We start from the raw sequence: 20,061 nt of genomic DNA on the forward strand, positions 1-20,061 counted from the left end.
GACTAATAAGATTGGAGATTTAAAATGGGCGTTTTAGATAAATTTTTAGATGCCATCAAACTGAACGACGATTATGACGATGACGAATTATTGGATGATAGTATTCTTGAGGATGAGGACGATTATGATGATGACGATTTCCTCGATGATGACGATGATATGGAAGAGAAGCCAAAGAAGAAATTCTTTGAGAAGTTTTCCAAGAAAAAGAATGTAGAAGAGGAAGACGATTTTCTGGACGATGAGCCGGAGGAAGAACCGATGAAGGTTTCTGCTCCAAAAGTAAGTGCAAAAACAGCTGCTGCCAAAGCTCCTGTAAAACAGGAACGTGTTTCCAGACCAGCGCCTTCGTCTAAGATCACACCTATGCGTACAAGTAAACGTTCCTCACAGTCAGTAAATATGGAAGTGTGTGTAATTAAACCAACTACTATGGAAGAGGCAAGAGAGATTGCAGATACACTTGTTGAAAATTCTACAGTGATTCTGAATCTTGAAGGAATTGATGTGGAACTTGCTCAGAGGATCATTGATTTTACTTCTGGAGCATGTTATTCTCTTGGAGGAAGTCTTCAGCAGGTATCCAGCTATATTTTTGTACTTGGACCATACAATGTGGATATTACCGGTGATCTTCAGAATATCCTTGGAGGATCTGTACCATCTGTAAGAGTGGGTTACTGATTCCATGGATAAAGAAGAACTTTTTATCAAGAGAATCCGTGAGTTGGCAAACATGGCATATCAGCGGGATATTACCACATTTACGGATTTTCTTAATTTAAATGAACAAAATATTTTAAACAGTCAGAATTTTCATAAGCTGGGCGTAACAGCAGAAAGTTTTGGAGGATATGAAAATGCAGAGCGTCAGATGGTAGCCTTTCATTCTGATGCTCTTACTTTTACATGGGAATATCCCATTGATTGCATTCCGCCTGGAGCCCAAAGCAGTAAAATTTTCGGAAGATTTGACACACCGGGATTATCTTGGAGCAATACTGAACCTTGGCGTTGACAGAAGTGTTGTGGGTGATATTCTCATAGAAGACCATACGGCGAGTTTCTTCTGCCTGCATAGAATGACAGATTTTTTTCTGGAGAATCTGTGCCGTGTAAGACATACCACCGTTGTGGCTTCCAGGATAGAAGACCCCGGTGAATTTCCACAGCCGAAAATGACACCAATTACAGGTACCTGTGCTTCTGTACGTCTGGATTCATTGATCGCACTGGCTTTTGGGACGTCAAGAAGCAGTATTGTACATTGTATTGAAGAAGGTCTTGTATTTGTAAATGGAAAACTGATTACATCCAATGGCTATGAGCCTAAAGAAGGCGATATTATATCCGTTCGAAAAAAAGGACGTTTTATTTTTGATGGAGTATCCCGCCGGACGAAAAAAGGACGTCTCGGTGTACGTATTCTGCTTTATATCTGACAGCAAGGAGGAAAACGCGATGGCTGAATCAAAATTACTTGTAAAGCGTGAGGGGGATTTTAGATATCCAATCTGTTTTGAAGAGGATTTTTCCAATCTGGCTCAGGTTATGAGAGAAGAAGGACTTGCGGACAGAAAAATCTGTATTGTAACAGATTCTAATGTAGGTCCATTGTATGAAGCACCTGTAAAAAAAGCTTTAAGTGAAGTAAGCTCTGATATTTCCGTGTTTACTTTTGAGGCCGGAGAAAAAAATAAAAATCTGGATACCGTTTCCAGCTTGTATCAGGCACTGATTAGTAACGGACTTGATCGAAAAAGTCTTCTTGTTGCTCTGGGTGGCGGTGTTGTAGGTGATCTTACCGGATTTGGAGCGGCTACTTATCTTCGAGGAATTGATTTTATTCAGGTTCCAACGACGTTACTTGCTCAGGTAGACAGCAGCGTTGGTGGAAAAACAGGAGTAGATTTCCAGCAGTATAAAAATATGGTTGGAGCTTTTCATCAGCCACGTTTTGTTTATATGAATATGAGTACTCTTTCTTCTCTGCCGGCAGAACAGTTTGCGTGTGGAATGGGTGAGATCCTGAAAACAGGACTGATCTGTGATGAAGAATTTTTCCGTTTTGTATGCCGTGAGCAGAAAGAGATTAAAAAGCTGGACATGAAACGGATTGCCAGAATGGTACGCAAATGCTGTGAGATCAAAGCTGGTGTTGTGGAGCGTGATCCAAAGGAGCAGGGAGAGCGTGCACTTCTCAACCTGGGACACACCGTAGGTCATGCGGTAGAAAAACTCAAGAATTTCACCTTGCTTCATGGGCAGTGTGTGGGAGCCGGACTGGTAGCTGCGGCGTATCTTTCCATGAAACGAGGACTTTTGACAGAAGAAGAATATCAGGAAATTCGTCAGGGATGTGCGGACTATGGTCTTCCTGTACATGTAGATGGCCTTATTCCGGAAGAAGTTCTTTTGGCAACAAAGAAAGATAAAAAAATGGAACAGGGTCATATTAAGTTTATCCTGATGGACGGCATCGGAAAAAGTTTTATTGACAAAACAGTTACCGATGAAGAACTGTTATCCTGTATTCAGGAGATAACTTTATGATCAGCCGTGTTAACCATCATCAGAAAATGTCTCCTGGCAAATGTCTGGCAGGGGATATTTTCCTGATGATCTTACTTGTAGCCGCAGATCAGGTGGCGAAATGGCTGTCATATCTGTATCTGAAAGGGCAACTGTCGATTTCGCTGATTCCCGGTGTACTTGAACTTCATTATCTTTATCCGGAAAACAGGGGAATTGCTTTTGGAATGTTTCAGGGAAGTGTACTTTTCTTTGCAATTGTAAGTGTGCTGTTTCTGGGAGTGATTCTCTATGCATGGATCCGTATTCCAAAAGAGCGTTTTTATCTGCCGTTACTTACGATTGCTACCGTACTTGCTGCCGGTGCTCTGGGAAATTTTATTGATCGTTTTTTCAGAGGATATGTGATTGATTTTATCTATTTCTCCCTGATTGATTTTCCGGTGTTTAATCTGGCAGATATTTATGTGGTTGCAAGTGGGATTTTTCTGATTCTGTTTGTGTGTACCAAATACAGAGATGATGATTTTTCATTTCTGAATATTAAACGGTGATTTGGTCAGAGGATGATGGATTCATCTGATTTTGCAGGAGATATAAAATGGAAATATACGATTATACAGTAGAAAAAGAAGAATCAGGTATACGAATCGACCGCTATCTTGCAGAAAAAGACAGCGGTCTTTCCAGGTCGTTCATTCAGAAACTTCTGAAAGATGGACAGATTACAGTTGGGGATAAGGCTGCCAAATCCAATTATAAGGTCAGGGAAAACGACAGAATTCATCTGGAGATTCCGGATTCCAGTGAACCGGATATTGTTCCGGAGGATATTCCGCTGGATATTCTTTATGAGGATGAAGATGTGCTGATCGTTAATAAGCCCAAAGGAATGGTGGTACATCCTGCTGCCGGGCATTATCAGGGAACACTGGTAAATGCGGTTATGGCCCATTGTGGTGACAGCCTTTCCGGGATCAACGGGGTGATGAGACCTGGAATTGTCCACAGAATTGATAAAGATACTACCGGTGCGCTTCTGGTGTGCAAGAACGATACGGCCCACCGGGATCTGGCAGAACAGCTGAAATGCCACAGTATCCGGAGACGTTATCGTGCAGTTGTACAGGGAAATCTGAAAGAGGACGAGGGAACCATAGAAGGTCCTATCGGACGTCATCCAACAGATCGTAAAAAAATGGCCATCAATTACAAAAATGGGAAAGATGCGGTAACACATTACAAAGTACTGGAACGTTTTGGACAGGCAACCTATGTGGAATGCCGGCTAGAAACAGGGCGTACCCATCAGATCCGCGTGCATATGGCCAGCATCGGACATCCACTTCTGGGAGATACGGTATATGGGTCTTCAAAAAATCCCTATCATCTGGAGGGACAGGCTCTTCATGCAATGATTCTTGGGTTTGTTCATCCACGTACCTGTGAATATATGGAATTTACAGCTCCACTTCCGGAATATTTTGTTAAATTGCTGTCAAAATTGCGAAAATAACTGGAAAACTTGTGAAATATAGTGTATAATAGCTGTATTAAAGAGGAAGCGAAGTTCATATTTATGAATTTGCTGAATCGAAGCAGAAAGGATGTGGCTGTTATGAGTAACAATACAACAAGTTCTATTATTACAATTGGTCGTAAATATGGTAGTGCCGGAAGACAGATCGGCCAGGAAGTTGCTAAGTATTTTGGAATTAAATGCTATGATAAAGAGCTGCTGGAGCACGCAGCCAATGATAGTGGAATCTGTAAGGAACTGTTTGAGCATCATGATGAGAAACCTACAAACAGTTTTCTTTATTCTCTTGTAATGGATACGTATTCTTTTGGATATTCATCCGCAGGGTTTACAGATATGCCTATGAACCATAAGATTTTTCTTGCACAGTTTGAGGCGATCAAGAAGCTTGCTTCAGAAGGCCCCTGTGTAATGGTAGGCAGATGTGCAGATTATGCACTTGCAGATAATCCGGATTGTTTCAGCGTATTTGTCCATGCAAATCTTGACTGGCGTATCAACCGTATTTCCCAGAAATACAATAAGAACGCCAAAGAAGCCAAAGACATGATCAACAAAACAGACAAGAGCCGTTCCAGTTACTATAATTATTACACCAATAAGAAATGGGGATCTGCCGACAGCTATAATCTTTGTCTGGACAGCAGCAAGCTTGGTATTGATGGAACTGCAAAGGCCATTATTGAAGCCATTCACATTTATGACAGCCTGAAAAAATAAACGTCAGATTTTTATAGGCACCCTGCCATTTTATGGCAGGGTGTTTTCGGTATCAGCGAAAAAATACAGACAGAATTCATCCTTATGAGTTTTGAGAGAGAATGTTTATGCTTTTTTTAGACACAAACCGGAGATGCTATGTTATAATCACATGGTGGAGGAAATTACTATGAAAATTCGTTGGAATCATCGCTACGTGCAGTTAGGTGTGACTGCATTTCTGGTCATTGCTGCCAGTATTTTATTTTATTACGGGATTTTCCATATGAAATCCCTGGTTACCGGAATTAAAACATTTTTCAGCATTATGGCGCCGATCATTTATGGAGCCGCCATAGCATATCTGTTAACCCCCATTGTTAATTTTCTGGAGCGGAAGATTATTTTTCCTATTTTTGAAAAAAGACACAAAACCCTTCAGAAAAAGGGCAGAAAAGTAGTACGCTGGATCTGTGTAATTCTTTCTGTGTTTTTTATGTTCCTGATCATTTATGCCCTTGTCATGATGATCCTTCCGCAGTTGATCCGAAGTATCATGAATATCATCTACAGTTTTCCTCATTATGTAAATGTTGTGGAGAACTGGCTGAATTCCGTTGTGGAAAAGGGCTGGAAGCTGAATCCGGATATGATCAGCCAGATCAACCAGTATTCCAGCAGATTGCAGGAATATCTGACAAATACGATCCTTCCTCAGATGCAGTCCATGATGAAAAACATATCTGCGAGTTTTCTGGATCTTCTTGTTTTTTTGAAGAATTTCCTTATTGGAGCGATTGTATCACTTTATATCCTGGCAGATAAAGAGGGATTTGTTGCAAAGGCCAAAATGGCTACCTATGCGGTTCTACCGGCCAAATGGGCGACTTTTCTTGTTCATTCCATGCGTTTTACGCATAAGACTTTTGGCGGATTTATCAGTGGCAAGATCCTGGATTCTGCAATTATCGGTGTATTGTGTTATGTGGGAACATCCATCATTGGAACGCCATATGCGATTCTGGTCAGTGTGATCGTTGGCGTGACAAACGTTATCCCGTTTTTTGGACCATATCTTGGAGCGATTCCGTGTATTCTTCTTATTTTGCTGGTAGATCCGATTCAGAGTCTGTATTTCCTGATCTTTATTCTGGTTCTTCAGCAGTTTGATGGAAATATTCTTGGACCTAAGATTTTGGGGGAATCTACCGGATTGTCCAGTTTCATGGTCATTGTTGCAATTATGGTTGGCGGTGGTTTATTCGGAGTTCCGGGAATGATTGTCGGCGTTCCGGTTTTTGCGGTTCTGAATGCGGCTGTATGGAAGCTGATCGGACGTAGCCTTGATGAAAAAGAGATGTCTGCAGATGCTGAGTTTTATAAAGATATTGACTGTGTAGATCCCGTTTCCGGAAAAGCGTTGCCCATGCCGGTAAAAGAATCTGCAACAAAAGCAAAAATGCAGGCAGTTGCAATAAAAGCAGAAAAACACAGAGTGTGGACCGGAGCATGGAACGAAATCAAACGAATGTTTGCATTTTTGGCCAAGTTTGTCCAGGCAAAATATATAGGTTTTCGACTGAAACAGAAAAACAGACGGAGGAAGAATAAACGATGAAATTTGTAATTCAGCGTGTAAATCATGCAGAAGTTAAAGTAGATGGAGAAACAGTTGGAAAAATTGGAAAAGGATTTCTTGTTCTGATCGGCGTTGGCCGTGGGGATACCAGGGAAGATGCAGACTGGTATTTGAAAAAACTTCTGGGACTTCGTATTTTTGAGGATGAAAATGGAAAGACCAATTTATCCCTGGCAGATGTAAACGGGGAATTGCTTTTGGTTTCACAGTTTACTTTATATGCAAACTGCCGTAAGGGAAATCGTCCAAGTTTCATAGAAGCCGGTGCGCCAGATGAAGCAAATAAATTATATGAATATATTATTTCAGAAGCCAGTAAACAGGTTCCGGTTGTGGAACACGGAATTTTTGGTGCAGATATGAAAGTATCTCTGGAAAATGACGGACCGTTTACCGTTATTTTTGATGAAAACCTCAGAGGGTAACGACAAATAATAATAAAAAGTGCTTCCATAAGGAGGCACTTTATTTACTTGAAAATTTATCAAAAACAGGCAATTTTGCAGGAAGTAGCTGTTTATACTACCCATCTATTTGAAAAACTCGGGTTTGTCGTATAGATATAGATGAGTGAGTAACTACTTCTTATGAGGGATTTCTGGTTATCCCAATCTGTTCCTGGTTTTCTGGAAATATGGTTGTTTTTGTGATAATATAAAATAGGTTTGTGACAATTATTATAAAGGAGTTTTTATGGAGAATAAAATTACTTACCACGAACAAAATGACATTGACAATGTTTTAAAGCTTCGAGAAGTTTTGAAAACGCTTCCTCCATTTTGCCGGGATTATTTTCGTGCTATTGATGCAACCACAACGACCAAGACCAGAATTTCCTATGCGTACGATATCCGCATATTTTTTCAGTTTTTATTAGATCAGAATCCAATGTTTAAAGATAAAACAATGAAGGATTTCACGGTGGATGTCCTGGACCAGATCAAGGCTGTTGATCTTGAGGAATATGAAGAATATCTGAAGGTTTATAAATCCGCGGACTCTTCCAAAACCGAAACAAACGGCGAACGCGGTGTCAAACGTAAAATTTCTGCGCTGCGGAGTTTTTATGCTTATTATTATAAGCACGAAATGATCACCACGAATCCGTCAGTTCTTATTGATGTTCCCAAGATCCATGACAAAAGTATCATCCGCCTGGATACAGATGAAGTCGCTCTGCTTCTTGATTATATTGAACATTGTGGGGATACTCTGACTGGTCAGAAACGTATGTATTATGAAAAGACAAAGGACAGAGATCTTGCTATTGTTACTCTTCTCCTTGGTACGGGAATTCGTGTGTCTGAATGTGTCGGACTGGATGTTGAGGATGTGGATTTCAAAAATAACGGGATCAAGGTCACACGAAAAGGTGGAAATGAGATGGTCGTTTATTTTGGTCCGGAGGTAGAAAAAGCTCTGAAAAAATATCTGGAAGTGCGGGAAAATATTACACCTCTGGCCGGCCATGAGCATGCACTCTTCTATTCTACCCAGCGTCGCCGGATCGGTGTCCAGGCTATCGAGAATCTGGTGAAAAAATATGCCAGAGAGATCACAACTACCAAAAAGATCACGCCTCACAAGCTGCGAAGTACATATGGCACAGCGCTTTATCAGGAAACCGGCGATATTTATCTTGTAGCGGATGTTCTTGGACATAAGGATGTCAATACTACCAAGAAGCATTATGCGGCTCTGGACGATGCCAGGCGGCGTCAGGCGGCCAAGGCTGTACGGCTTCGTGAGGACTGATAAGCTGCGTAGCAATTATTTGGTTATGAGCAAGTAGCGAAGCGGATTGCGAATATCCGCTTGACGTATCCTGAGATGTATGGGTGTAAATAATAATATAGAGGTGGTTGGTTCACATAATATACGTTATGTAAATCGAACGCCTCTATATTTATATACGTTTTATATCCACTATTAAAACAGATATAGAATATTATTTATCAAAATCCGTTTCAAATACGCCTTCTGGAGTACGCATGGTAAGAACACCCAGATTAAACTCGCTGTCCATGATCGTGATATGATATTCAAAGATCACATCATCATCAAACTTGGAAAGCAGCACATAACTTCCGTTTTCCTTTCCGTCAATCTGATCACAGATGTCATCGTAAACCTCTTCTCCGGAAATCTTTCGCGGGTATCCGCTTTCCTTGATCTTCTCCTCGATCGCTTTATATAATTCTTCCATACTTTATCCATATCCTTTCTGAAATTAATTTGCTGATAAACCAGATATGTTTTTATCATACCAGATTTATCAGCAAAAATCAGCAAATATTTGGTTGTTTCCGATAAATTTTCAGAGAAATACAGGCTGTATAATTTGTATCATATGAAGGATCTTATTTCTTCTCGTAAAGGAATTCTTCCGGCAGAGTTACTTTGAAATCTTTTGCAAGGGCACGGAAATCATTCGGTGTGATAGTCTGCAGTTTCTGTGGAGCCATGGATAAGATCTTAACCAGAATCTCTGCGGATTTTTCAACAGTATGAAGAAGGCCGAAGGTCAGGTCAAAGTCCTCGCCGGAGCAGAACATTCCATGATGTGCCCAGATGACGACGTCATATTTTTTCATCAGTTCTGCGGTTTTGACAGCGATATCTCTTCCGCCTGGAACCATCCATCCGATGACACCAACACCATCCGGGAATACTACCGGACACTCCGTTGCAGATTCCCAGAGTTCACGGGTGAATACTTTGTCATCCAGAGGAAGAACAAAGGTAAGTGCAATGGTATTGGTAGTATGTGCATGGTAAATAACACGATGTTTTCCGTTGGTAAGTTTTTTCTTTACTTCATGGTTCATCAGATGAGTTGGAAGCTCACTGGTCGGACGGCCACCTTCCACCAGTCCCCAGCGAATACGGTAATTTGTTCCTGTTTCGTCAAGCTCGATGATCGCAAGACATACTTCCGGGTCAACGATAATATTACGGAAATATTTGCCGCTTCCGGTTACCAGGAAAAACTCTCCTGCAAGCCCCGGAACTTCAACACCAATAGGGATCCACTCTCCTGGGGCGTTCAGTCGTGGACGGATCATCTCCACTTCTTCTGCTTTCAGACGATAGCTTAAGTTTCCGCCGTTTCTCTCATGCCATCCCTGCTGATATCCATCATCCGCCATTTTGATAAAGCCCTGTACAAATTTAGATTCAAGAATTTTCATATTATATTCCCTCCGTGTTTATATGTGGTTTGTTGTTGAGATTTCAATCTTTTTATATTGTTTCTTGTTGTTTGTGGCTTTATTATACGACCGATGATGTGGATTTGTAAAGACCTTTTTTGAAAAAATGTCAACAAATCCACACTCACAACACAAAAAACATTGTAAGCATTCAACAAACCACATAAAAGTAAACATAAAGCAACAAAAAAGCAAACAATCAATGGAAATATCATGTGATTTGAATGTGGTTTGATGTTGTTTTATAATGTGGAATTTATAATATTGTAAGAAAAGAAAAAGCAGGAACATTTTCGTATTCTGTAGCTTAAATACTTATACGAAAATATTCCTGCCAGTTTAACCGAATCAGGCAAGATATCCATCTGCTTCTGTATGTGCAGCCTTTTTCTGAAGCATACTGAGATAAGAAGTCTGTACAGTATCTGACATGTGATATCCCAATATGGCAAGAAGATCTTCCATCCTGGATAAAATTTCTTCCCGTTCGCTTTCCTGCTCTGCGATCACTTCAAGCTCCAGAAAGTCTCCAAGTCCCTCTACCTGATCCAGACAGGCGGTAAATCTGCCGCATTTCAGGTATTTTCGCAGTTTTATAACCGACGCTACAGGAGAAAAATCCAGATGGATGAGAATATTTTTAAGCACTTCTGTATCGGATACTTCTGTTTCCAGTTCCATTCGGGACATGGAGACTTTATCCAGTTTTGGACCTTTAAAATTAATCTGAGTTTTGGAAATACCGGATCTGCAGTCTGTGCTTGTTCGGATTCGCAGTGCTTCATCACGTTTTTTCACATCATGGTAGATGCTGTTAAAATAGGTATCTTCTTCCCTGATTTCTGCTGTCTCATGAAATCCCTGATCTGTCAGAAGTTTCAGAGTTTCCTTAAGATTCTTTAATGGAAGCTTGACCTCAATTTCAAACTGATCCATGCTATTACTTCAGAATTTCAGATTTTTTGTTCAGAAGTGCTTCGCAGGCTGCACATGCCGGGCAGTCACAGTATTTTGCACCTGCAGCTTTGATCTCCTCAGCGTGAGCCAGGATCTTTTTTGCGCCATCTGCGCCAAATACCTGAGCACCCATGTCAGAACCTGCAAAAGAGATCAGTCCGTCGATGGGCATGATATCTGCTTCCAGTTCTTTTACGTAAGCAGTTGCCGCATCTGCTTCTTTCTCAGTTCCTGCCGCATCCAGATAATTCTGTGCCGCTTCTTTTACTTCTTTGCATGCAGAGGGTGCCTGAAGAAGATCCTGTGTTAATTCTTTGATTGTTTTTGCCATGGTAATTTCTCCCTTCTGATTATAGCATTCCCGGAAATGATTGTATCAGGTTGAACTGTACAAAACATGAATTGCTGGAATTGCTATAGTAACAGATAAAATCTTTCTGTTATGTATTTATAACAATATCATACCACAACTCTGGATTATTTGCAGAAAATATTGAAACGTTTTTTATAATGGCATGCAGGAGCATCCGATCCCCAGCCCGTCCGGACCAATATGGCAGGAAAGACCAAGGGAAAGATCATCACACATCACATCCATTCCCGGAAAGCTTTCCCGGATCTGTGAGATCCAGTCTGCGGTAACTTCCGAAGTACTGCTGGATGCAGCCATAAGATATATTTTTCCGGCCTCATATTCTTTTTTGAAAGTTGTTTCCAGTTCGTTGTGCATGGCATCGAGCATGGCTTTTCTCGATTTCTTTATGCCTCTGCATTTCTGAAAAATATCCAGCTTACCGGTCCCAAATTTCATAACCGGTTTGATATTGAGAAGATTTGCGGCCAGTGCTGTGGTGGCATTGATGCGTCCTCCTTTTTTCAGATATTCCAGCGTACTTAAGCCAACATAGATCACGGTTTTTTCACGGGAAGCCTCCAGGATATCCTTGATCTGCTGTGCTGTATATCCATCTTCCACCAGGTCTATTGCATCCAGAATAGAGCGGTGAAGAGGTGTGGAAACCCGTCCGTTATCTACCACAAACACTTTATTATCGTATTTTGGTTCCTGCGACAAGGCAGAAGCAGTCATGCAGGAACCACTTAAACTGCTGCTTAACGGAATGTAGAGGATCTGCTCATAAGATGAAAGCATTTCGTCCCACATTTCCATAACCTCCTGAGGGGAAGGCTGTGAAGTTGAGACATCTGCTCCATCACGGAGTTTTTCATAAAATCCTTTTCTGGAAAAATTTAAGTCTTCCTGAAAAAGTTCTCCGTTCAGATAAAAAGGCATGGGAAGAACATGAATATCCAGTTCCTCTGCTTCCTTTTTTAAAATACCGCTGTGGCTGTCAGCCATAATTCCAATTTTTCTCATATCATATTTTCTCCTGTGTAATTCATAAATGCATTTCTCAATGGGTTTTCTTCTGATAAAGAGCTACGCTTTCCCGGAAGCGTTTTTTGTTCAGCTCCCGCATCTGGGAAACCTCGTTTTTCTTTATGAAACCATGGCTTTCCATAAACGCTCTGTGATCCAGCTGGTCCATATATATAGAACAATCGGTATTTTTTTCTGCTAAAATCTGTTTAAGAAGCCCGGTACCGATTCCGTTTCTGCGATAATCTTTGCTCACATAAAGAAAGAGGATATTTGGGGAAGCGGAGTTTTCGCTGGAAATGGTCAATTGTTTTTTCATATCCTGAAGTTTGTTGAAATGTTCCAGATTCTTGCGGCCTTCTCTGGTAAGTTTCAGGCGCAGGAAATGATAGCCTTTTTTCAGACGAAAAACCGGAGCAAAACGGACCTTGGATCCTTTGCCGGTTATAAGCACTCCAACTACCTGATCGCGGTAGGTTGCCACGGTAATACTGTCTCTGGAAATCATATAAGTATAAAACAAAAGTCTGGTCAGGCGTTTTTCTGTATGTGCTTCCTCAAATTCCCAGCGGTCTTTATAATTTCTCCGGATAAATTCCCGGATCAGTGGAAAATCTTCCTTTTCTGCCTTCCTGTAGGCAGGTTCTTTTTTTAATAACATATTTCACATCTCCTGTTTTTTTATAAATAACTATCTTATACTTTAAAAGATGATCTGCAACCAAATATCAACTGTTTCTCAACAATTGTTGAAGTTTATAAAAAAATTTGTGCAAAATAAAAAACAACGGAAACACCTCATTGTAGTAAAAATAAGATGTCCGTTGTTTTCATTTTCAAGATATAATAAAGTATTTATTTTACAGTATAACAGTAAAACGGCAGCCACTTCCGGGAATATTTTCTACAGAGATCGTTCCCTTGCACAGATTCAGGATCTGTTTTACAAGGGCAAGTCCAAGACCGTTCCCCTCCTGTTTATGGGAACTGTCGCATTGGTAAAATTTGTCAAAAATATGTTTCATGGAGTCTTCACGGATCTGGGGCCCTTCGTTTTCTATGGAAAAACGGATCTTTTCCCCTTCCGGCATCATCCGGATATAGATCGTACCACCACAGGGACTGAATTTGATGGCATTGGAAAGCAGATTGTCCCATACATGGCAGATGAGATTCTCATTTCCCAGATACTCCACATCTACCATGTCCACATCAAATTCGAGCTCTTTTTCGGACCATTTCGGTTCCAGCATAACAATGGACTGCCGGATCTGCTCATCCAGGCGGTACCAGTTCTGGCGGGTCTGGATCGCCTGATGCTCAATTTTGGACAATAGCAGGATATTTCCAGCCAGGTGTGAAAGCCTTCCGGTATTAAAAAGGATTTTGTCTATGTACTGTTCCTGCTCTTCTGATATAGGCATGTCACTATCCTGCAAAAGAGTTGCATATCCCTCAATGGCACTGATGGGTGTTTTAAATTCGTGGGAAACATTGGAAACGAAATCTGTCTGCAGAATTTCCGTTGCTTCCAGTTCCTGGACCATCAGATTAAAATTGGAATAAATGTCCTGGATTTCCTTCAGATGTTTTCCGGTTTTTAGTCGGACGGAGAAATCTCCCTCTGCTACCTGCTGCATGGCTTTTTCCAGCTTTAATACAGGGCCAAAATACCGGATACTGAGGAAATTGTTGAGAACGCCCCCTGCGATCACACTGGCCAGGATGATCCATACAATGTACGGAACATCTGAAATATGCAGTACATCCATAACAATCCAGGATATCAGAGATACACAGATAAGCTCCAGCATGATCATAAGTATAAAACGTATGCGGATGCTTAAATTTTCGAAAGGTTTCTTTTTCATGCTTTTACCACCTTATATCCAACTCCACGGATCGTCACGATCTTAAAATCCGGATTATCGCGGAAACGTTCCCGAAGCCTTCCGATGTGGACATCCACAGTATGGGCATCACTTGCGGAATCATATCCCCAGATATCATCCATAAGCTGTTGCCTGGTAAAAATCTTTCCCGGAAAGGATACCATTTTATACAAAAGCATGAACTCCTTCTGAGGAAGAACCATATTTTCCGAGGAGGTGGATACCGTCAGGGAATCGCACTCCAGGATGGTATCCCCGATCCGCTGTTTCCGCTCATTGATCATCTGTGCTCTACGAAGAAGGGCACCCACCCGCAAAACCAGTTCATTGATATTAACTGGTTTTATCATATAATCATCCGTACCGGACAGAAATCCCATACGCATATCATCAAAAGCATCTTTGGCGGTAACCATAAGTACAGGAATGGAATCTCCGGCATCTCTGAGCGAACGGACCAGTTCATAGCCGTCCATGTTTGGCATCATAATATCCGAGATGATCAGATCATAATAGTCTTTTTCCAGGGCATTCAGTGCTTCCTGTCCGTCGGAAACCCCTTTTACCGTATAACCGTTTTTCAGCAGGACATGCTGGAAAAGCTGGCGAAGTTCCCGGTCATCTTCCGCAATGAGAATTTTAAACATTTTTACATCCCTATTCTTTGATCTTTTCAATATCCATGTTTTCAGGAAGGATACAGCTTAAAACAATAGATATGATAAACACAACAGCAACTACATTTTCCGCAAAAACAGACTGTATGATAGATGGGAAAATATCCCAGATCCCGCTTTCACTTGCTGTGGTAAATCCAATTCCCACGGCCAGGGAAAGAGAAACAATGGTAATGTTCCGCTGGGAAAAACCGCAGGAAGCGATCATCTGTACACCAGATGTTAGAATGGAACCGAACATCATAATGGTACATCCGCCCACAACAGAATCCGGAAGTGAAGCGAAAAAGTTTCCGATGGGTGGCAGCAGTCCGGCCAGGATCATACATACAGCTCCTGTCATAATGGTAAAACGATTTACGACTTTCGTCATAGCAACCAGTCCTACATTCTGTGAGAAGGATGTTACCGGAGGACATCCGAACAGGGAAGAGATCGTGGAAGCATAACCATCACAGGCAAGAGAACCGGAAATTTCTTTTCCAGTGATCTCACGGTCCAGTCCGGAAGAAACAAGTGCGGAAGTATCGCCGATGGTCTCCGCCGCAGATACCAGGAAGATAATGCAGGTGGAAACAATGGCTCCTGCATGAAATTCCGGTTTTACAGGAAGCAGATGAGGAAGGGAAATAAGGCCTCCGGATAAGATGGAACCAAGGTCGACTTTTCCCATAAAAATGGCAATGATGTATCCGACTACCAGGCCGGCAAGCACAGATAACTGTTTCAGATATCCTTTGCTGAGTACATTCCAGAGAAGACACACAGCAAGTGTGATAGTACCAAGAAGCAGGTTCTGCGCAGAGCCGAAATCTTCATTGTACCCGCCGCCAAAAGATCTGGCACCTACGGTAAACAGTGAAAATCCAATAGAGGTTACGACAGAAGCGGCAACTACCGGTGTGATGATCTTCCGCCAGTATTTTGCAAGGAGGCCAAGGGTTCCTTCCATGATACCGCCGATCATAACTGCGCCGATCACGGCAGGATAACCGTAATTGGCTGCAACCGTACTTAAAACAGTGACAAAGGTAAAACTGACTCCCATTACAACCGGAAGTCTGGAACCGATCTTCCATATGGGGTAAAGCTGGATCAGCGTAGCGATTCCTGCCACAAACATGGCATTCTGGAGCAGGATTGCGATCTGTGCCTGGGTAAGAGCAGGCTGGGCTGAGGCTGCGATCAGCGTGATCGGTGTCAGGTTTGACACAAACATGGCAAGGATGTGCTGAAGTCCAAATGGGATCGCTTTTGCGACAGGGACTCTTCCCTCCAGCTGATAAATGTTGTTGATGCTGCTTTGCATTCTTTTAAATTCTCCCTTCTATTATAGAAAAAGTTACGGAACAATCATAACATAGCTTTGTTGCAGAAACCAGAGGTATGCACGAAAAAATAAAATACCCTCTTGCATTTTCGGAATTTTTACTGTAGAATTATTAATCAGGTAAACACAAATGTATGCCATACCCGAACACTGATTACGAAGATGTAACCAATCTTAACTGTATCAGTGTTTTTTAATATACAATGGGGAAACGAGGAAAAGATTATGGAAAAAAAGCATGAAATGATGAGTCTGGAGGACTCCGAACAGCTGAAAGGCAGAATGAAATTCTTTGAGCAGGAGCTGCTGAAGCATCACCACATTGATCCCAATCTCTATGTGGAATATGATGTAAAAAGAGGCCTTCGTGATTCTGCAGGTAAAGGTGTACTTACCGGTCTTACTGAAATTTCTGATGTTACCGGATATAAGCTGGTCAATGGCAGACGTATTCCGGCAGACGGTGAACTGTATTATCAGGGAATCAATGTACAGGATATCGTAAACGGTCTGAAGGACAGACGTTTTGGCTTTGAGGAAACGATCTATCTTCTGATCTTCGGTAAACTTCCAAGTAAAGATGAGCTGTCCAGGTTCCTGGAACTTCTCTCTGATATGGAAGATCTGGGAGGACGTTTTGTACGTGATGTTGTCATGAAGGGAACCAATGCCAACATTATGAATGCCATGGAGCGCTGCGTACTTGCTCTTTATACATATGATGATAATCCGGAGAATATTTCCGTAGAGAATGTGCTCCGCCAGTCTCTGGAGCTGATTGCCAAGCTTCCTGAGATCGCGGTTTACTCCTATCACGCATACCGCCATTTCCGAAAAGATGAAACACTCTTTATTCGTAATCCGCAGAAGGGACTTTCCCTTGCAGAGAATATCCTGCTGATGCTTCGTCCGGACGGCAAGTATACAGAGCTTGAGGCCAAGGTTCTTGATATCGCACTTGTGCTTCATGCAGAGCATGGCGGTGGTAACAACTCTACATTTACCACACATGTAGTAACTTCTTCCGGAACAGACAGCTACTCTTCCACAGCCGCTTCTATTGGATCACTGAAGGGTCCGCGTCATGGTGGTGCCAACCTGAAGGTCCAGAATATGTTCACAGATCTGAAGGCAAATGTAAAAGACTGGGAAAGTGACGAAGAGATCACGGAATATCTGCAGAAAGTGCTGAATAAAGAAGCCTTTGACCATGCAGGGCTGATCTATGGTATGGGACATGCAGTCTATACCCTTTCTGATCCGCGAGAAGTGATCCTGAAGCGTTTTGCACAGGCTCTTGCAGAGGAGAAAGGCATGACAGACGAATTCAAACTTTACGATAAGGTTGAAGGTATTGCAGGCAAGCTGATCATGGAGCACAGGAAGCTGTTCAAGAATGTCTGTGCAAATGTAGACTTCTACAGTGGATTTGTATATACCATGCTTGGTATCCCGGAAGAACTCTTCACTCCGATCTTTGCCATTGCGCGTATGCCTGGCTGGAGTGCACACCGTCTGGAAGAACTGATCAGTGCAAACAAGATCATCCGTCCTGCTTACAAATATGTGGGACATCATACAGATTTTGTGCCGTTTGATGAACGATAATCAATATGGATAAACGAAAATGGCGGAAGTTTAAGGCTTCCGCCATTTTTTGTTTACCTGTATGAAGTGCAACTCCTGCTTCAAAGTATACATGTTAGCTGCTGCTGTGTGATGCAGTGGATATTTGTCTCATCAGGATCGATCCAATCTTTCAGCCAGATGACCTTGTTGTATCCAAGGCTCTTGGCAGTGAGGCCGATAATTACGCGAAAATCATCCAGAAGAACCTCACTGTTTTTGTATTTGGGATCAAAAAGATCCGCATAAGAAGTAATATCATCGGATATACAGACAAAGGCGGTCCGGTATGAAACCAGATCGCCTTTGATTTGTATATCATCATTAAATTGAGTTTATTTTACTATATTTTTGCAAAAAATCAATATACAGATTTATAAAAAATAAGAATAAAATTAGCAGAAAATTCTGTGATCTGCGCAAAATTACAAAATATTTATAAATCATGTTCTGAATTTTAGCGGAAGCTCTTCAGCCAGTTTACAAGGGAATCATGCCAGATGTTGTCGTATACGGTTTTTTTCATCTGGTCTGTGACCGGTCCGTTTCCTGCCATTTTTGCAAGGATAGCAGCCTGGAGTTCGCCTACGGTCATTTCTTCCGGTGTTTTATCCGGATTCGATACCTCCGCTGCTGTTTCCTGTGAGCTGGAAGCTTCCGCTTCAGGAGTGGATGGAGCTTCTGCTACAGAGCCTGCTTCAGCCGCCTGATTCTCTTCTGTCTCAGGCGCATTGCTTTCGTTCTCTTTTGCTGCGGCAGTTTCTGGAACTTCAACCTGAACCGGTTTATATTCCGGCATATCTCCAGCTGGAAGCCAGATCTCACCACTGTTTGCAGCAATACTGACACGGATCCTTCCGTACTCTACCCGTACTTTTTTACCTGTAAGAGCGCCAACATATTCATCTGCGCTTCCGGTTGGAAGATTCATCTCCGCCTCACTGTCATCATTATTAACGGTAACGATCACGCGTACCCCATCCAGATCCCTGGCAAAAGCAAACTGCCGGTTGGTAAGAGCAAGCTCCGAATAGCTTCCGTAACTTAAAGCAGGCGTACCCTGACGGACTTTACCTAAAGCAGCGATCAGAGCTGTGCATGGATTTTTGGTAACGGCATCTGCATAATCCTTCAGATCAAGTGCCGGTCTTAAACTTGCATCGGAAAATTTCTCTTTTTTCCATCAATTCCGAATTCAGATCCATAATAAATACTTGGAACACCAGGCAAAGTATAAAGAAGCACATGTACCGGTGCAAAATGTGCCTTATTCTGAAGTTTGGTATGGATCCTCTCCACATCATGGTTGTCCACAAAATTATAAAGATCCAGATCTCCCATATTCTGAAGATATTTTACTGTGTGGGCAATCTCAAAATAGTTGTGATCATTGTGTCCGCTGTAAAGAGCTTTATGAAGGGCGTAGTTGGTTACGCTGTGAAGGGTCTGTCCGTTTACCCAGCGGCTGTAATCTCCGTGGATGACTTCACCCATCAACCAGAAATCCTTTTTGACTTCATCTGCTGTATGACGGAGAACACGCATAAAATCAAAATCCAGGACATCAGCGGCGTCCAGACGGATTCCGTCAATATCAAACTCGGAAACCCAGAAACGGATCACATCACAGATATAGTTCTGAACTTCCGGGTTACGCTGGTTTAATTTCACCAGAAGGTTGTAACCGCCCCAGTTCTCATAGGAGAATCCGTCGTTGTATTCTGTGTTACCGCCGAAATTTACATTACAGTACCAGTTTACGTAAGGAGAATTCTCCCGGTTTTTCTGGATATCCTTGAAAGCAAAGAAATCACGGCCTGTGTGGTTGAATACACCGTCAAAGATCACACGGATCCCTTTATCATGGCAGGCTTTTACAAAATTTGTAAGGTCTTCGTTGGTTCCCAGACGGGAGTCCAGTTTTTTATAGTCGGTTGTCTCATAGCCATGTCCTACACTCTCAAAAAGCGGACCTATATATAAGGCAGTACATCCGATTTCCTTAATGTGGTCGATCCACGGCAGCAGTGTGTTCAGTCGATGTACAGGAGTTCCGTAATCATTTTCTTTAGGAGCGCCTGTAAGTCCAAGTGGATAAATATGGTAGAAGGTTGCTTCGTTGTACCAGCTCATAATATTACACCTCTGTTCTAAAAATTTGTAATTTCCTGATAATTAGAGAAATTACACAAATATCTTCTTTATAATACCAGATTTTTGCAAAATAATCCAGAAACAATTAGACGTTTTTTTCGCAGAAAATCCGGCAGATTGTCAACTGCCGGATCATAACCGAATCAGGCATGTACCCTGAAAGGGGGCAGATATCTGATCAGCAGTATGCTTATTCGTCAAATTCTGCAGTAACAATAAAGCCACGCGGTGTATGCTCAATGCTTTTTATAATCCCTTCTTTGGACTTGATACGGTCTGCGTTTCTATAGCAGCCGGACATGGCTACTGCAGGCTCAATAATGTAGCTGTAGTTTGTAGCAGAGAGAAATTCGGAGATTTTCACTTTATCTCCTACCTGGATCAGTCCCTGCCTTTCCATTTTAAATTTTTCTTCGCGCATA

21 protein-coding genes and 1 pseudogene are annotated in these 20,061 nt (G+C 41.9%); 11 read left to right on the forward strand and 11 right to left on the reverse strand.

The annotated features are described in order from the left end of the window. Window positions 1–24 precede the first annotated feature (24 nt). From AC04Q6_RS03350 to AC04Q6_RS03395, 10 genes are all read left to right on the forward strand, one after another. Window positions 25–684, forward strand: coding sequence for a cell division protein SepF (locus AC04Q6_RS03350; RefSeq protein WP_021978039.1), 660 nt, complete (start codon window positions 25–27; stop codon window positions 682–684). 4 nt (window positions 685–688) lie between these two features. Next, on the forward strand, window positions 689–1,018 hold the full coding sequence (locus AC04Q6_RS03355; RefSeq protein WP_476389520.1) for a hypothetical protein: 330 nt from the start codon (window positions 689–691) through the stop codon (window positions 1,016–1,018). Next, window positions 972–1,442 carry a YlmH/Sll1252 family protein gene (locus AC04Q6_RS03360; RefSeq protein ID WP_476389521.1) on the forward strand — a complete coding sequence of 157 codons (471 nt, stop codon included), beginning with the start codon at window positions 972–974 and terminating at the stop codon, window positions 1,440–1,442. Before AC04Q6_RS03355 ends, AC04Q6_RS03360 begins: the two co-directional genes overlap by 47 nt. A gap of 19 nt (window positions 1,443–1,461) precedes the next feature. Then, window positions 1,462–2,553 carry a 3-dehydroquinate synthase gene (gene aroB / locus AC04Q6_RS03365; protein ID WP_476389522.1) on the forward strand — a complete coding sequence of 364 codons (1,092 nt, stop codon included), beginning with the start codon at window positions 1,462–1,464 and terminating at the stop codon, window positions 2,551–2,553. Beyond that, the gene (lspA, locus tag AC04Q6_RS03370) at window positions 2,550–3,086 is read left to right on the forward strand and encodes a signal peptidase II (protein WP_021978036.1); all 537 of its coding nucleotides are present in this window, start codon (window positions 2,550–2,552) and stop codon (window positions 3,084–3,086) included. Before aroB ends, lspA begins: the two co-directional genes overlap by 4 nt. Before the next feature lie 47 nt (window positions 3,087–3,133). Beyond that, complete coding sequence (locus AC04Q6_RS03375) at window positions 3,134–4,048, forward strand: RluA family pseudouridine synthase (protein WP_021978035.1); 915 nt, start codon at window positions 3,134–3,136, stop codon at window positions 4,046–4,048. Between the two features lie 102 nt (window positions 4,049–4,150). Beyond that, complete coding sequence (locus AC04Q6_RS03380) at window positions 4,151–4,792, forward strand: cytidylate kinase-like family protein (RefSeq protein ID WP_021978034.1); 642 nt, start codon at window positions 4,151–4,153, stop codon at window positions 4,790–4,792. 169 nt (window positions 4,793–4,961) lie between these two features. Next, window positions 4,962–6,389: an AI-2E family transporter gene (locus AC04Q6_RS03385; RefSeq protein WP_021978033.1), complete on the forward strand. Its 1,428-nt coding sequence runs from the start codon at window positions 4,962–4,964 to the stop codon at window positions 6,387–6,389. Continuing rightward, a complete protein-coding gene (dtd, locus tag AC04Q6_RS03390) occupies window positions 6,386–6,835 on the forward strand; it encodes a D-aminoacyl-tRNA deacylase (RefSeq protein WP_118063858.1) in 450 nt (149 codons plus the stop codon). Before AC04Q6_RS03385 ends, dtd begins: the two co-directional genes overlap by 4 nt. A gap of 268 nt (window positions 6,836–7,103) precedes the next feature. Beyond that, window positions 7,104–8,165 (forward strand): tyrosine-type recombinase/integrase, encoded by a 1,062-nt coding sequence (locus AC04Q6_RS03395; protein WP_021978031.1) that lies wholly within the window; start codon window positions 7,104–7,106, stop codon window positions 8,163–8,165. Window positions 8,166–8,358: 193 nt separating this feature from the next. Here the strand turns inward: AC04Q6_RS03395 and AC04Q6_RS03400 are convergent, their stop codons facing one another. The 9 genes from AC04Q6_RS03400 to AC04Q6_RS03440 all read right to left on the reverse strand — a co-directional run bounded on the left by AC04Q6_RS03400 (window position 8,359) and on the right by AC04Q6_RS03440 (window position 15,838). Continuing rightward, on the reverse strand, window positions 8,359–8,616 hold the full coding sequence (locus AC04Q6_RS03400) for a hypothetical protein (protein WP_021978030.1): 258 nt from the start codon (window positions 8,614–8,616) through the stop codon (window positions 8,359–8,361). 154 nt (window positions 8,617–8,770) lie between these two features. Next, the gene (gene rhaD, locus AC04Q6_RS03405; protein WP_118070038.1) at window positions 8,771–9,601 is read right to left on the reverse strand and encodes a rhamnulose-1-phosphate aldolase; all 831 of its coding nucleotides are present in this window, start codon (window positions 9,599–9,601) and stop codon (window positions 8,771–8,773) included. A gap of 369 nt (window positions 9,602–9,970) precedes the next feature. Further along, window positions 9,971–10,558 (reverse strand): class IV adenylate cyclase, encoded by a 588-nt coding sequence (gene cyaB / locus AC04Q6_RS03410; protein ID WP_118070036.1) that lies wholly within the window; start codon window positions 10,556–10,558, stop codon window positions 9,971–9,973. Between the two features lie 4 nt (window positions 10,559–10,562). Then, window positions 10,563–10,910 carry a hypothetical protein gene (locus AC04Q6_RS03415; protein ID WP_021978027.1) on the reverse strand — a complete coding sequence of 116 codons (348 nt, stop codon included), beginning with the start codon at window positions 10,908–10,910 and terminating at the stop codon, window positions 10,563–10,565. 174 nt (window positions 10,911–11,084) lie between these two features. After that, window positions 11,085–11,957: a DegV family protein gene (locus AC04Q6_RS03420; protein WP_118070034.1), complete on the reverse strand. Its 873-nt coding sequence runs from the start codon at window positions 11,955–11,957 to the stop codon at window positions 11,085–11,087. A gap of 37 nt (window positions 11,958–11,994) precedes the next feature. Further along, complete coding sequence (locus AC04Q6_RS03425; RefSeq protein ID WP_118070032.1) at window positions 11,995–12,621, reverse strand: GNAT family N-acetyltransferase; 627 nt, start codon at window positions 12,619–12,621, stop codon at window positions 11,995–11,997. Between the two features lie 199 nt (window positions 12,622–12,820). Continuing rightward, window positions 12,821–13,831 (reverse strand): HAMP domain-containing sensor histidine kinase, encoded by a 1,011-nt coding sequence (locus tag AC04Q6_RS03430; RefSeq protein ID WP_021978024.1) that lies wholly within the window; start codon window positions 13,829–13,831, stop codon window positions 12,821–12,823. Further along, on the reverse strand, window positions 13,828–14,499 hold the full coding sequence (locus AC04Q6_RS03435) for a response regulator transcription factor (RefSeq protein ID WP_118063850.1): 672 nt from the start codon (window positions 14,497–14,499) through the stop codon (window positions 13,828–13,830). Before AC04Q6_RS03435 ends, AC04Q6_RS03430 begins: the two co-directional genes overlap by 4 nt. A gap of 10 nt (window positions 14,500–14,509) precedes the next feature. Then, a complete protein-coding gene (locus AC04Q6_RS03440; RefSeq protein ID WP_118070031.1) occupies window positions 14,510–15,838 on the reverse strand; it encodes a uracil-xanthine permease family protein in 1,329 nt (442 codons plus the stop codon). A 246-nt stretch (window positions 15,839–16,084) separates the two neighbouring features. On the opposite strand from AC04Q6_RS03440, the gene AC04Q6_RS03445 reads away from it, so the two are divergent. Next, complete coding sequence (locus tag AC04Q6_RS03445; protein ID WP_242996980.1) at window positions 16,085–17,467, forward strand: citrate/2-methylcitrate synthase; 1,383 nt, start codon at window positions 16,085–16,087, stop codon at window positions 17,465–17,467. 475 nt (window positions 17,468–17,942) lie between these two features. Here AC04Q6_RS03445 and AC04Q6_RS03450 read toward each other — a convergent pair. Together AC04Q6_RS03450 and AC04Q6_RS03455 are read right to left on the reverse strand one after the other, a co-directional pair. Then, window positions 17,943–19,618: pseudogene (locus tag AC04Q6_RS03450) on the reverse strand (alpha-amylase family glycosyl hydrolase). A 211-nt stretch (window positions 19,619–19,829) separates the two neighbouring features. Then, window positions 19,830–20,060 carry a hypothetical protein gene (locus tag AC04Q6_RS03455; RefSeq protein WP_021978019.1) on the reverse strand — a complete coding sequence of 77 codons (231 nt, stop codon included), beginning with the start codon at window positions 20,058–20,060 and terminating at the stop codon, window positions 19,830–19,832. Window position 20,061 lies beyond the last annotated feature (1 nt).

The sequence above is a fragment of the Blautia sp. HA9023 genome (genome assembly GCF_056504095.1).